This window comes from Janthinobacterium sp. LPB2021202312-11-4 (assembly GCF_037049705.1).
GTDB lineage: Bacteria > Pseudomonadota > Gammaproteobacteria > Pseudomonadales > Pseudomonadaceae > Aquipseudomonas.
In genome coordinates this window covers 18,862-32,066 of sequence record NZ_JBAGKV010000046.1, presented here as the reverse complement: position 1 = coordinate 32,066, position 13,205 = coordinate 18,862, and the positions used below count along the sequence as shown (strand labels likewise).

Genomic DNA, 13,205 nt, shown 5'->3' with positions numbered 1-13,205 from the left:
GCACTGATTTGGCTTTTCTATCAATAACTTGCAGAAACCCGGAAAACACCGGCGCAGCCCTCCTATATAGAAGAGCAAAACCACTCCTTCTATATAGAAGACCGCCTCAAAGCACCCCTGTCTCCTTGAAAGCAGCCACGGCACCCGCCGACAGACCCAAGACCCGCTGCAGAACCTCCAACGTATGCTCCCCTAATAAAGGAGGCGCATTGCGATACTCCACCGGCGTCTCGGACAAACGAATCGGGCTCGCCACCTGAGGCACCATCCCCGCCAACGCATGAGGCAACTCAATCGCCAACCCCCGCGCCTGAACCTGCGGATCAGCAAACACCTGCGCCAGATCATTGATCGGCCCACACGGTACGCCCGCCTGCTCCAACTCCAGCACCCACTCGGCGGTAGTCTTGAACACCGTCGCCTGGCGAATCAACGGAATCAGCACCGCCCGATTGGCCACCCGCAGCTTGTTAGTAGCAAAGCGCGGATCATCCGCCCACTGCGGCTGACCCGCCACTTCGGCAAACTTGCGGAACTGCCCGTCGTTACCCACGGTGAGGATGAAGTCGCCATCGGCCGTAGGAAAGTCCTGATAAGGCACGATGTTCGGGTGAGCATTCCCCAGCCGCTTAGGCGCATTGCCCGTCGTCAGGTAGTTCATCGCCTGGTTAGCCAGGCAAGCGACCTGCACATCCAGCAACGCCATATCAATGTGCTGGCCACCACCGTCGTGATCCCGATGCGCCAGCGCCGCCAGAATCGCGACCGTCGAGTAGAGCCCGGTCAAAATATCCGTTAGCGCCACGCCGACTTTCACTGGCCCCGCACCCTCATCACCTTCAGGCCGGCCGGTCAGGCTCATCAAGCCGCCCAACCCCTGGATCATGAAGTCATAACCCGCGCGCTTGGCGTAAGGCCCGGTCTGGCCAAACCCGGTAATCGAGCAATAGATCAGATTCGGATTGATTGCCTTAAGCGACTCATAGTCCAACCCATAAGCCGCCAGACCACCAACCTTGAAGTTCTCGATCAGGATGTCCGACTTCGCCGCCAGATCACGCACCAACTTCTGCCCTTCAGGCCGAGTGAAGTCGATGGTTACCGATTGCTTGTTGCGATTGGCCGACAAGTAATAAGCGGCCTCGCTGGTGTTCTCGCCAAAGGCGTCTTTAAGGAACGGAGGGCCCCAGGCGCGCGTGTCATCGCCATTGCCCGGGCGCTCGACCTTGATCACTTCAGCGCCAAGGTCCGCCAGGATCTGCCCGGACCAAGGCCCGGCCAGCACCCGCGATAAATCCAGTACCCGTAGATGCGAAAGCGCGCCCATGGCCGTTCTCCTATTAATAGAACGCCTGGATGCCGGTCTGCGCGCGACCCAGGATCAGCGCGTGCACGTCGTGGGTACCTTCATAGGTGTTCACCACTTCCAGGTTGACCAAATGGCGAGCGACGCCGAACTCGTCGGAAATACCATTGCCACCCAGCATGTCCCGGGCCATGCGCGCGATGTCCAGAGATTTGCCGCAGGAGTTACGCTTCATCATCGAAGTGATCTCAACTGCCGCAGTACCTTCATCCTTCATACGGCCCAGACGCAGACAGCCTTGCAGCGCCAGGGTGATTTCGGTCTGCATGTCGGCCAGTTTCTTCTGGATCAACTGAGTGGCGGCCAATGGGCGACCGAACTGCTGACGATCCAGGGTGTACTGGCGAGCGGTGTGCCAGCAGAACTCGGCGGCGCCCAGCGCACCCCAGGAGATGCCATAACGCGCGGAGTTGAGGCAGGTAAAAGGACCTTTCAGGCCACGGACATCCGGGAAGATGTTTTCTTCAGGAACAAACACGTTGTCCATGACGATCTCACCGGTGATGGACGCACGCAGACCGACCTTACCGTGAATCGCCGGAGCACTCAGGCCTTTCCAGCCCTTCTCCAGCACGAAGCCACGGATATCGCCGGCGTCATCCTTGCCCCAAACCACGAACACATCGGCGATCGGGCTGTTGGTGATCCACATCTTGCTGCCGGTCAGGCTGTAGCCGCCTTCCACTTTGCGTGCACGAGTAATCATCGCGCCCGGGTCGGAACCGTGGTTCGGCTCTGTCAGACCGAAGCAACCGATCCATTCACCGGACGCCAGTTTTGGCAGGTATTTCTGCTTTTGCGCTTCGGTGCCGAATTCATTGATCGGCACCATGACCAGCGAGGACTGCACGCTCATCATCGAGCGATAGCCGGAATCGACACGCTCGACTTCACGAGCGATCAGGCCGTAGCTGACGTAGTTCAGACCACTGCCACCGTATTCCTCAGGAATGGTCGCGCCCAACAGGCCCACGTCACCCATCTCGCGGAAGATTGCGATATCGGTCTTCTCATGACGGAAAGCTTCCAGAACACGCGGTGCGAGCTTCTGCTGAGCGAACTGCTCGGCGGTGTCGCGGATCATGCGTTCTTCTTCGGTGAGCTGTTGATCCAGCAGCAGGGGATCGATCCAGTTGAAGCTAGCTTTACCGCCCATGAGTGAGTCCTCTCGAATCGGGTCAAATAACGTGGGTTGATCCTAGGCCCGGTACGACATTCCGGCAAACGAGGATTTTGCATACTGTTGTGCTAATTTCTCACTCCGAAACATCGCGAAACGTCATTAATGCGATGTATTAGTGAGGTTCACGTACATGCGCAGGAAAATCCCCAGCACCACCGCCCTGATCAGCTTCGAAGCGGCAGCGCGCCACGAGAGCTTTACCAAAGCCGCACAGGAACTTTCCCTCACCCAAGGCGCGATTTGCCGACAGATCGCCAGCCTTGAGGAGTTCCTCAGCGTCGAACTGTTCCGACGCTCGCGGCGCGGGGTGAAGCTGACAGAGGCGGGACTTTCCTACAGCCGCCGGGTGGCCACCCAACTCGATGCTGTCGAGCGGGACACGTTGTCGGTGATGGGTCAGCAAGGTGCCAACGTGATCGAACTGGCGGTGGTGCCGACCTTCGGTACCCAGTGGTTGCTGCCACGGCTCAAGGATTTCCAACACAAGCACCCGGAGGTGACGGTCAATCTCACCAACCGTACCCGGCCGTTCCTGTTTGCCGATACCGAGTTCGATGCCGCGATCTACTTTGGCGATGCCGACTGGTCGGGTACTGAATCCCACAGGCTGATGGGAGAAAATCCGATGCCCGTCTGTAGTCCCGCCCTACTGGGCGAGAAGACAAACCTCACGCCCGCCGAGATTGCAGAATTGCCCCTGCTTCAACAAACCACCCGCCCCTACGCCTGGCGCCAGTGGTTCAACTCCCAAAACCTGAATATTCCCCGAGACATGACAGGCCCGCGTTACGAGCTATTCTCCATGCTCGCCCAAGCGGCCATGCACGACATGGGGATCGCGTTGATTCCGCCATTTCTGATTCAACGTGAATTGGCAGAGAAGCGCCTGGTGATTGCCAACCCCCAGGTGCTCTCGAGCATTAAGGCTTATTACCTGATGATTCCTGAGCGAAAGGTCGAATCCGCGTCTTTACGTGCATTCCGCGATTGGCTGGTAAATCAGGCGCATAGCTACAGCCTAGAAGGGTAAAGGCTATCGTCATTTAGCTGACCTCGTAGTCAGCAAATCCAAAACACTACAGATATAAGTATTTGTCGCATATTCATAGACTGTACCGACAAGCAGCACAAACGTCCCACAAGCGCCTGAAGACGTGGCCTTGAGCCGCTATTTCGGAGCGATGACAGCTCATTCACCGCGCCGATGTGTAAATTCTTGAATTTCGACCAGAATCCTTACAAGGCACGGCCTGCAAGGGATTGAACGGGCCAGTTGCGACATTCGGTCACGGGGTGACTTGTAGTTAATTTTCCGTCACCCGTCATAATCCCTTGAAGGGCACAAAGTTCGCCTGCAAAATGCCGCGCCCCGCCCTGATTTGGCGGGATCGTGCTGATCGGCCGCCCCAGCCGCACCATCCGTAGTGCATGGGTTTAATCAATAAGATCACGCAGGAGATTTGACGTGCACATTGGTGTTCCTCTCGAAACCCAGACGGGTGAAACGCGGGTTGCTGCAACCCCGGAAACCATCAAGAAGCTGATCGGCCAAGGTCATAAGGTCACTGTCCAGAGCGGCGCAGGCGTTAAAGCCAGTGTTGTCGACAGTGCTTATGAAGCGGCAGGCGCAACCATTGGCAGCGCCAACGACGCATTTGGTGCCGAGCTGATTCTCAAGGTGGTTGCCCCCAGCGACAGCGAGCTGACGCTGATTAAAAGCGGCACCGTTGTGGTCGGCATGCTCAACCCCTTCAACAATGAAACCATCGCCAAACTGGCCGAGTGCGGCATTACCGCGTTCGCGCTGGAAGCCGCGCCACGCACGTCCCGCGCCCAGAGCCTGGATGTGCTGTCCTCCCAAGCGAACATTGCCGGTTACAAATCCGTGCTGCTCGCCGCTCACCACTATCCGCGCTTCATGCCGATGCTGATGACCGCTGCGGGCACCGTGAAAGCGGCACGTGTGCTGATTCTCGGCGCCGGTGTGGCGGGTTTGCAGGCGATCGCTACCGCGAAACGTCTGGGTGCCGTGATCGAAGCGTCTGACGTGCGTCCTGCTGTTAAAGAGCAGATCGAATCCCTAGGCGCCAAGTTCGTCGACGTGCCTTATGAGACCGATGAAGAGCGCGAATGCGCTGTCGGTGTCGGTGGTTACGCGCGACCAATGCCCGCGAGCTGGATGCAGCGTCAGGCCCTGGCCGTGCACGAACGCGCCAAGCAGGCGGACATTGTCATCACCACCGCACTGATTCCGGGCCGCAAGGCACCGACGCTGCTGAGCGCCGACACCGTGGCGCAGATGAAGCCAGGCTCGGTGGTCATCGACCTCGCCGCTGCCCAGGGTGGCAACTGCCCGCTGACCGTGGCCGATCAGGTCGTTGTTGCCAATGGCGTGACCATTTGCGGCCCGACCAACCTGGCCGGTGAAGTCGCCGCAGACGCCTCGGCGCTCTACGCCCGCAACCTGCTGGACTTCCTGAAGCTGGTCTTCAACAAAGAAGGCCAGTTCGAAGTAAACCTAGAAGACGACATTGTCGCTGCGTGCCTGATGTGCCGCGACGGCCAAGTCATCCGCAAAAACGCCTAAGCAGGGATTCAGACGATGGAAGAGCTTATCTCCCCCGGTATCTACAACCTGATCATCTTCGTGCTGGCGATTTATGTCGGTTACCACGTGGTCTGGAACGTTACACCTGCGCTGCACACGCCGTTGATGGCCGTTACCAACGCCATCTCGGCAATCGTCATCGTCGGCGCCATGCTGGCGGCGGCGTTGACCGTCACGCCACTGGGCAAAACCATGGGCACCCTGGCGGTAGCGCTGGCGGCAGTGAACGTGTTTGGTGGCTTCCTGGTCACCCGCAGAATGCTTGAGATGTTCAAGAAAAAAGCCCCGAAAGTCGTAAAAGAAGAGGCGCCTAAGTAATGAGCATGAACCTCGTAACGACGCTCTACTTGATCGCGTCCATCTGCTTTATCCAGGCCCTTAAAGGCCTGTCGCACCCGACCACGTCGCGTCGCGGCAACCTGTTCGGCATGCTCGGCATGGGTTTGGCGATCCTCACCACTGTCGGCCTCATTTATAAGCTGGGCGCTGAACTCGCCACTGCGGGCATCGGTTACGTCATCGTCGGCCTGCTGGTCGGCGGCACCGCCGGTTCGATCATGGCCAAGCGCGTAGAAATGACCAAGATGCCCGAACTGGTCGCCTTCATGCACAGCATGATCGGCCTGGCGGCGGTATTCATTGCGATCGCCGCGGTGGTTGAGCCGCAATCCCTGGGTATCGTTAAACAACTGGGCGACTCGATCCCGGCGGGCAACCGTCTGGAGCTGTTCCTCGGCGCTGCCATCGGTGCAATCACCTTCTCCGGTTCGGTGATCGCGTTTGGCAAGCTGTCGGGCAAGTACAAGTTCCGCCTGTTTCAGGGCGCACCAGTACAGTTCGGCGGCCAGCACAAGCTGAACCTGGTGCTGGGCCTGACAACACTGGCACTCGGCCTCACCTTCATGCTGACCGGCAACCTCAATGCCTTCGCGCTGATGCTGGCGCTGGCCTTCGTACTGGGCGTGCTGATCATCATCCCGATTGGCGGCGCGGACATGCCGGTGGTTGTGTCGATGCTCAACAGCTACTCCGGCTGGGCAGCGGCGGGGATTGGCTTCTCGCTGAACAACTCGATGCTGATCATCGCCGGTTCGCTGGTGGGTTCGAGCGGTGCGATCCTTTCGTACATCATGTGCAAGGCGATGAACCGCTCCTTCTTTAATGTGCTGCTCGGCGGTTTCGGCAACACGGCGGATGCGGCAGGCCCGGCAGGCTCGAAAGAAGCTCGCCCGGTGAAATCCGGTTCGGCCGACGACGCCACCTTCCTGCTGACCAACGCCGACACTGTGATCATCGTTCCGGGCTACGGCCTGGCGGTAGCACGGGCGCAGCACGCGTTGAAAGAGCTGACCGAGAAACTGACCCATCGCGGCGTGACCGTGAAGTACGCGATCCACCCGGTGGCCGGCCGGATGCCTGGCCACATGAACGTCTTGCTGGCCGAGGCCGAAGTGCCTTACGACCAGGTGTTCGAGATGGAAGACATCAACTCCGAGTTCGGTCAGGCCGACGTGGTGCTGGTGCTCGGCGCCAACGACGTGGTCAACCCGGCCGCCAAGAACGATCCGAAATCGCCGATTGCCGGCATGCCGATTCTGGAAGCGTTCAAGGCCAAGACCATCATCGTCAACAAGCGCTCGATGGCCAGCGGCTATGCCGGTCTGGACAACGAACTGTTCTACCTCGACAAAACCATGATGGTCTTCGGCGACGCGAAGAAGGTCATCGAAGACATGGTGAAAGCTGTCGAGTAAAACCTGCTTCAGCGCAATACCCAAAACCTCAGCCTTTAGTAGGCTGGGGTTTTTTTATTCCCCGTGAAACCCGACCAAAGGCTCTAAATCAGGGCTCGGCATTCGACCATGGTAGCGGGACGGATTTTTTCCAAATCACTAGACTGCGTACCTTGCTTCCGTTGCCCGAGATAATAATCCATGTACCGTGATCGTATTCGCTTGCCTTCGTTGTTGGATAAGGTGATGAGCGCCGCTGACGCTGCCGCTCTGATTGAGGACGGCATGACCGTCGGCATGAGCGGTTTCACCCGCGCCGGCGAAGCCAAGGCTGTACCGCACGCACTGGCTGAACGCGCCAAGACCACACCGCTGAAAATCACCTTGATGACCGGCGCCAGCCTAGGCAACGACCTCGACAAGCAGTTGACCGAAGCCGGCGTGCTGTCGCGACGCATGCCGTTCCAGGTCGATAGCACACTGCGCAAAGCCATCAACGCTGGCGAAGTCATGTTCATCGACCAGCACCTCTCGGAAACCGTGGAGATGCTGCGCAACCAGCAGCTCAAGCTGCCGGACATCGCGGTGATTGAAGCCGTGGCGATCACCGAGCAGGGCCATATCGTGCCGACTACGTCGGTGGGCAACTCGGCCAGCTTCGCGATCTTCGCCAAGCACGTCATCGTTGAGATCAACATGGCGCACAACCCGAACCTCGAAGGGTTGCATGACATCTATATCCCGACTTACCGCCCGACCCGCACGCCGATCCCACTGGTGAAAGTCGATGACCGGATTGGCAGCACCGCCATCCCGATCCCGCCGGAAAAAATCGTCGCGATCGTGATCACCAACCAGTCCGACTCGCCGTCCACCGTGCTGCCACCGGACGCCGACACCCAGGCCATCGCCAATCACTTGATCGACTTCTTCAAGCAGGAAGTGGCGGCCGGGCGCATGACCAACAAACTCGGGCCGCTGCAGGCCGGGATCGGCACCATCGCCAACTCGGTGATGTGCGGCTTGATCGACTCGCCGTTCGAAGACCTGACGATGTATTCGGAAGTGTTGCAGGACTCGACGTTCGACCTGATCGACGCCGGCAAGCTGAGCTTCGCTTCGGGCAGTTCGATCACCTTGTCGGCCCGGCGCAACGCCGATGTGTTCGGCAACCTGGAGCATTACAAGGACAAACTGGTGCTGCGGCCTCAGGAGATTTCCAATCACCCGGAAGTGGTTCGGCGCCTGGGTATCATCGCCGTCAACACGGCGCTGGAATTCGACCTGTATGGCAACGTCAACTCCACCCACGTCTGCGGTACGCGGATGATGAATGGTATCGGCGGCTCAGGGGACTTTGCGCGCAATGCGCACCTGTCGATCTTCGTCACCAAGTCGATCGCCAAGGGTGGCGCGATTTCCAGCGTGGTGCCGATGGTCAGTCACGTCGACCACACCGAGCATGACGTCGACATTCTGGTGACCGAGATCGGCCTGGCCGACCTGCGTGGCCTGGCGCCGCGTGAGCGGGCACGGGTGGTGATCGACAATTGTGTGCACCCGGACTATCGCGAAGCCTTGAATAACTACTTCACGGCGGCCTGTGCAATCGGTGGACACACCCCGCACATCCTGCGCGATGCCCTGAGCTGGCACATTAACCTGGAAGAAACCGGGCGAATGCTGCCGGTCTGATCGAAGCGAAATACAGCTGACGCACACACAGTTGCGTCAGCTGGCGGTTGCAACACCCCCTTCTGTCAAAAACTGTACTGCTGTACCGGTCGTTTCCTACCGAATCTCCCTACACTTCCTAGCCGAATCGCCAAAATTGCACCGTATTGGCGCAGACAGGTACAGTTGCCTCAATTTCGACCAGTACACCGCCTATAAACAGTTAATTGATCCCTCACAATACAAGTGAACTGTATCTAGAGGGACTGGCCAAACAGGAGGATCATTGGCATCAGTTAAACCACTACCTAATCCCGCCACAAGCGGAAGGATGTCAACCATGGAACGTACACTCAGTTCCGAACTGTTCTTCGAAGATACCGCTGCAAAAACCCAGGCTTCGATGCCTCTTCGCGTTATTGCCAACCTGATGTTGTGGCAGCGCCGCATTACCAGCCGCCATCAACTGGCTCGTCTGGATTCGCGTCTGCTGGCTGATGCCGGGATTAGCGAAGCACAACGCTACGAAGAGCTGAGCAAGCCGTTCTGGCGCTAAGTTAGCGTCGCTGGCTCTGACCTGCAGGGTCCACCGCCAGCAACCCGAATTGAACAAACAAGACCCGTCGTGGGAAACCACGACGGGTTTTGTCGTTTCAGGGTCTCAAAAACCGAACCAGTACAGTTCTATTGAAATAAATATACAGCGGTACACTTTGTAGGAGCTGCCGAAGGCTGCGATCTTTTGCTTTTGCTTTTGAAGATGAAGATGAAGATGAAGATGAAGATGAAGATGAAGATCAAAAGATCGCAGCCTTCGGCAGCTCCTACATATCGTTTCATCTATATGGGCTGTTCGAATTCATCCACCCCGGCCTAATATCCAACCAGAACGTGGCGACCACGGTATGACCAGCGTCTGATCCTCAAGACACTGCGCCACCTCTCAATCGGTTTATCCAAAGGAGCTCCCCCATGTCCCGTCTTCGCCTGCTGAGCGCTGCAGCCCTGTTCGCCGTAGCTGCCAACGCCCACGCCTCCAGCTTCATCGTGACCACCGACGCCGTCGTCGGCGCGCTCAAATCCAGCTCCGACGCCACCTCCGACGTTTCCTCTTCGCTGCGCGACAACAAAATCGTGCGTGCCGCCCGTGATGACGCCGCCAGCTTCGTCGCCAGCAATGGCGATATCCGTGGCGTGAAACTGGAAAGCGCTTTCGACGAGATCCACCGCCAGGCACCTCAGTTGAACGCGACCGACGCACAATTGGCCCAAGCCATTCTGGCGATCTAAGCATCAGCTCCCAATCGGGACACCCCATCGTGTCCCGATGTTTCGCCGCTGGCTCTAGTCCGGGCATTGCGCTAGCCTTGGGCCTCGCTTTCAGCTGTCGAGCCTCATGCGTTTTTTTTCAAATCGGTTGTTCATTGCGGTTGTTCTTGCAGGCCTTTGGTCAGGTTCGGCCTGTGCCTTCGACGCCTTCAACCTCTCTACCCAAGGCACCGTGGTCAGTGGTTACGCCACAAGCATGGTGACCTCCGCGCCCTTCGACCATAAACTGCTGATCGCCGCTCAGGATGACGCTGCGGCGTTCATTGCCAGTGACGGCCAACTGCGAGGAGCGCAACTGGAATCCGCCCTGGTTTACCTGCGCCGGACCCAGCCAAAACTTCATGCCAGCGACCTTGAACTGGCACAGGCAATTCTCGTCCAATAGTTATCATCGTTCCTCCGGAGTCGTTCCATGCGTAGCCCGTTGATTGCTGCCACCCTTGGCTTGCTGTTGTTGGCCGACGTGGCCCAGGCGCACACCCTGGTAGCCACCAGTAACATGATCATTCGAGCCACCCAGCGCACGCTTGATTTCACGTCTGATACCACCACTTCCATCCGTGACTCGAAAATCGTCCGCGAAGCCCACGACGATGCCGCCAGTTTCGTCGCCAGCGATGGCGATATTCGTGGCGCGCACCTCGAAGCGGCCATCAATACGTTGCGCACCCGCGTGCCGGAAGCCCGGGACGCCAGTGATCAGGTGCTCGCCGAAGCCATCCTCGCATTGTGAGGTCGCTGAGCGCCTGGCTACTGGCCGGGATGGTGTTGCTGCTTGGCAACACCGCCCAGGCCAGTCTGCAATTACGGCTCAAGACCGACGGTCTGAGCCCCGCGCAAGTGCAGGCCAGCCAGGCGCTGCTGGATGAAGCCATGCAGGCGTTGCCGCCGCGCTTCATCGAGCAACTGGATCGGCGCATCGATGTCGGCTGGACCGACGAAATGCCCGATAACGCCTACGGCGAGGCATCGCTGGTCTCGGAACTCGATCTGAACCGCAACCTGCTCGCCAGCCTCACCGACGGCAGCGCCGCGACCAAAAAGACTTATCGCCCCCACGGCACCGTGCGCCGGGAAATGCTCGCCACGGTCCTGCACGAACTCACCCATATTTACGACCGCGCGCGCCTGTGGCCAGACGCCGAGCGCACGCTGATCCAGCGTTGCAACCAGCGCAATAACAGCTCCGGGCTGGTCGGCATCCCCGATCAATGCCGTGGCCAGACAGCGCGACGCTTTACCCTCAGTGACGACCCGCGCCTGCTCGACCTCGCCGGTTGGCCGCAATACGTCGGCCGGCGTGGCGAGCGCGAGCAGCACAACCGGCAAATCGTGCGTAGCCCGGACATCTATGAAACGACCAATCCCAAGGAGTTCGTGGCGGTCAACATGGAGTATTTCCTCCTCGACCCGAGCTACGCCTGCCGCCGTCCCGCGCTGTACCGCTATTACAAAGACCATTTCGGCTGGGCACCCGCCGCCAAAGACACCTGCGCCAAATCCTTCGCCTTTCTGAATGCCGGCAACGATTTCGCCAAGACGCCGCTGGGCCAAGTCGATCCGGAACGGGTTTACGCAGTGGACTATCTGCTCGCCGAAGCCAATCAGAATTGGGTCAGCCGCTGGGGCCACAGCATGTTGCGTCTGGTCATTTGCGCGCCGGGCCGGCCACGCGGGCCGGACTGTCGACTGGACCTGGATCAGCACTTGGTCCTGTCCTACCGCGCCTTCGTCGGTGACGTGCAGCTGTCGAGTTGGGACGGCTTGGTCGGCAAATACCCGTCACGCCTGTTTGTCCTGCCCCTGGCTCAAGTCATCGACGAATACACCAAGACCGAACTGCGCAGCCTCGCCTCGGTGCCGCTGAACCTCTCGCGGACGGAAATTGAGGAAGTGGTGGAGCACGCCGCCGAGATGCACTGGAGCTACGACGGCAACTATTTCTTCCTGTCCAACAATTGCGCGGTGGAAAGCCTGAAACTGCTGCGCAGCGGTAGCAACAACGCGCAACTGGCCGGGCTTGACAGCATCATGCCCAACGGCTTGCTGGAAGTGCTCAAGGGTCGCGGGCTGGCGGACACCAGCGTGCTGGATGATCCACGGGAAGCCTTGCGCCTGGGTTATCGCTTCGATTCCTTCCGCGATCGCTATCAAGCGATGTTCGACGTGTTGAAAAAACACCTGCCGATCAAGCAAGCCACTGTCGAAGACTGGTTGTCGTTGAGTGCAGAAGAGCGTCGGCAATGGATCGATCAGGCAGACTTGCGCACCAGCGCCGCGTTGCTGTTGTTGGAACAAGCGAGTTTCCGTCGCCAGTTGCAACTGGCCCAGGATGAAGTCAAGCAGCGCTACCTCGGTGCCCGGGAACTGAAGAACGGCGGCATGGACAAGGCCAACGCGACCCTGAAAGAGATTCTCGCCAACAGCGGATTTCTCAGCCGCCCTGCCGAACTGCTCGGCACGGGGGGTTATGGTTTGCCACAACCGAGCGAGGCGGCACGCCTGGAATCGGAAAGCAGCCTGCGCCAGAAACAGCTGCAGTCGCTGACCGGGGATCTGGACAAGGAAGTGCGGGCGTTGCTGGAGCCGAGTCGAGCGGCGGAGATTGCGGCCAATGAAGCCAACCTCAAGCAGGTCGGCGAGCATTTGAGGGCGTTGCACAAAGCGGCAGGCGGGCTTGAATTGCCCTGATATAAAAGCAAAAGATCGCAGCCTTCGGCAGCTCCTACGGGGAATTGCGTACTCTGTAGGAGCTGCCGAAGGCTGCGATCTTTTAAGGCACAGCACGCAATGCGCGCGTGCCGGCAAACCCCTTAATTCAACACGTTATCCAAAATCTCATAAACGATCCCGGTCCCCACCGCGATCAACACAATGTCGCCACCGGCCCGGCGCCATTCGTAACCCTGATACTGCGGCAACCGACCCAAGGCGCGGTTATCCAGGCGCTCGCCGTAATAACCGTGCGGCAACGGCCGGCCACGCTCCAGATGAATGCCTGGAGGTGGTGGCGCACCGCGCACGAAGTAACCGTGATTGTCATGAATGGTCTGGCGCACCGGGCCAAAGTCCCGTGGCGGGCCGCCGCGATGGTTGTCCTGCGGGCCACGGTGGTCATCGCCACGATTGTCGCCATGGTTATCGTATTGGCCCTGCTGCGGGCCGCCGTGGTCGTGATCGTCGCGCTGATCGGCGCTGGCGTGCAGCAACGGGGTCGCGCTCAGCATCAACACGCCCAGGCTGGCAATCAGACGTTTCGGCATTTTCATCGGGGGTTTCCTCACTGCACATACAGCAAAAAGGGCCTCAGAA

Annotated in this window: 13 protein-coding genes; 10 read left to right on the top strand and 3 right to left on the bottom strand. The window is 59.0% G+C overall.

Annotated features, from left to right (window positions below):
• Window positions 1–106 precede the first annotated feature (106 nt).
• A complete protein-coding gene (locus V5E99_RS29195; RefSeq protein ID WP_499805910.1) occupies window positions 107–1,327 on the bottom strand; it encodes a CaiB/BaiF CoA transferase family protein in 1,221 nt (406 codons plus the stop codon).
• 13 nt (window positions 1,328–1,340) lie between these two features.
• Window positions 1,341–2,522, bottom strand: a complete 1,182-nt coding sequence (locus V5E99_RS29190; protein ID WP_429529925.1) for an acyl-CoA dehydrogenase — start codon at window positions 2,520–2,522, stop codon at window positions 1,341–1,343.
• Between the two features lie 157 nt (window positions 2,523–2,679).
• Here V5E99_RS29190 and V5E99_RS29185 point away from each other — a divergent pair, with 157 nt between their 5' ends.
• The 10 genes from V5E99_RS29185 (at window position 2,680) to V5E99_RS29140 (ending at window position 12,584) form a co-directional block, all read left to right on the top strand.
• Window positions 2,680–3,579: a LysR family transcriptional regulator gene (locus V5E99_RS29185; protein ID WP_499805909.1), complete on the top strand. Its 900-nt coding sequence runs from the start codon at window positions 2,680–2,682 to the stop codon at window positions 3,577–3,579.
• Between the two features lie 435 nt (window positions 3,580–4,014).
• Window positions 4,015–5,136 (top strand): Re/Si-specific NAD(P)(+) transhydrogenase subunit alpha, encoded by a 1,122-nt coding sequence (locus tag V5E99_RS29180; RefSeq protein WP_499805908.1) that lies wholly within the window; start codon window positions 4,015–4,017, stop codon window positions 5,134–5,136.
• A gap of 15 nt (window positions 5,137–5,151) precedes the next feature.
• On the top strand, window positions 5,152–5,475 hold the full coding sequence (locus tag V5E99_RS29175) for an NAD(P) transhydrogenase subunit alpha part 2 (RefSeq protein WP_007947884.1): 324 nt from the start codon (window positions 5,152–5,154) through the stop codon (window positions 5,473–5,475).
• A complete protein-coding gene (locus tag V5E99_RS29170; RefSeq protein ID WP_499805907.1) occupies window positions 5,475–6,911 on the top strand; it encodes an NAD(P)(+) transhydrogenase (Re/Si-specific) subunit beta in 1,437 nt (478 codons plus the stop codon). The genes V5E99_RS29175 and V5E99_RS29170 overlap by 1 nt, the downstream gene beginning before the upstream one ends.
• Window positions 6,912–7,091: 180 nt before the next feature.
• A complete protein-coding gene (gene scpC, locus V5E99_RS29165) occupies window positions 7,092–8,585 on the top strand; it encodes a succinyl-CoA:acetate CoA-transferase ScpC (protein ID WP_499805906.1) in 1,494 nt (497 codons plus the stop codon).
• 319 nt (window positions 8,586–8,904) lie between these two features.
• Window positions 8,905–9,120: a DUF1127 domain-containing protein gene (locus tag V5E99_RS29160; protein ID WP_030129620.1), complete on the top strand. Its 216-nt coding sequence runs from the start codon at window positions 8,905–8,907 to the stop codon at window positions 9,118–9,120.
• A 416-nt stretch (window positions 9,121–9,536) separates the two neighbouring features.
• On the top strand, window positions 9,537–9,854 hold the full coding sequence (locus V5E99_RS29155; RefSeq protein WP_499805904.1) for a DUF2388 domain-containing protein: 318 nt from the start codon (window positions 9,537–9,539) through the stop codon (window positions 9,852–9,854).
• Between the two features lie 106 nt (window positions 9,855–9,960).
• Window positions 9,961–10,278, top strand: a complete 318-nt coding sequence (locus tag V5E99_RS29150) for a DUF2388 domain-containing protein (RefSeq protein ID WP_499805903.1) — start codon at window positions 9,961–9,963, stop codon at window positions 10,276–10,278.
• A 27-nt stretch (window positions 10,279–10,305) separates the two neighbouring features.
• Entirely contained in the window at window positions 10,306–10,626 is a 321-nt protein-coding gene (locus V5E99_RS29145) for a DUF2388 domain-containing protein (protein WP_475265371.1), read from the top strand.
• Window positions 10,623–12,584 (top strand): DUF7844 domain-containing protein, encoded by a 1,962-nt coding sequence (locus V5E99_RS29140; RefSeq protein ID WP_499805902.1) that lies wholly within the window; start codon window positions 10,623–10,625, stop codon window positions 12,582–12,584. The genes V5E99_RS29145 and V5E99_RS29140 overlap by 4 nt, the downstream gene beginning before the upstream one ends.
• A 122-nt stretch (window positions 12,585–12,706) precedes the next feature.
• On the opposite strand, the gene V5E99_RS29135 is transcribed toward V5E99_RS29140, so the two are convergent.
• Window positions 12,707–13,162, bottom strand: a complete 456-nt coding sequence (locus tag V5E99_RS29135; RefSeq protein ID WP_499805900.1) for an anti-virulence regulator CigR family protein — start codon at window positions 13,160–13,162, stop codon at window positions 12,707–12,709.
• Window positions 13,163–13,205 lie beyond the last annotated feature (43 nt).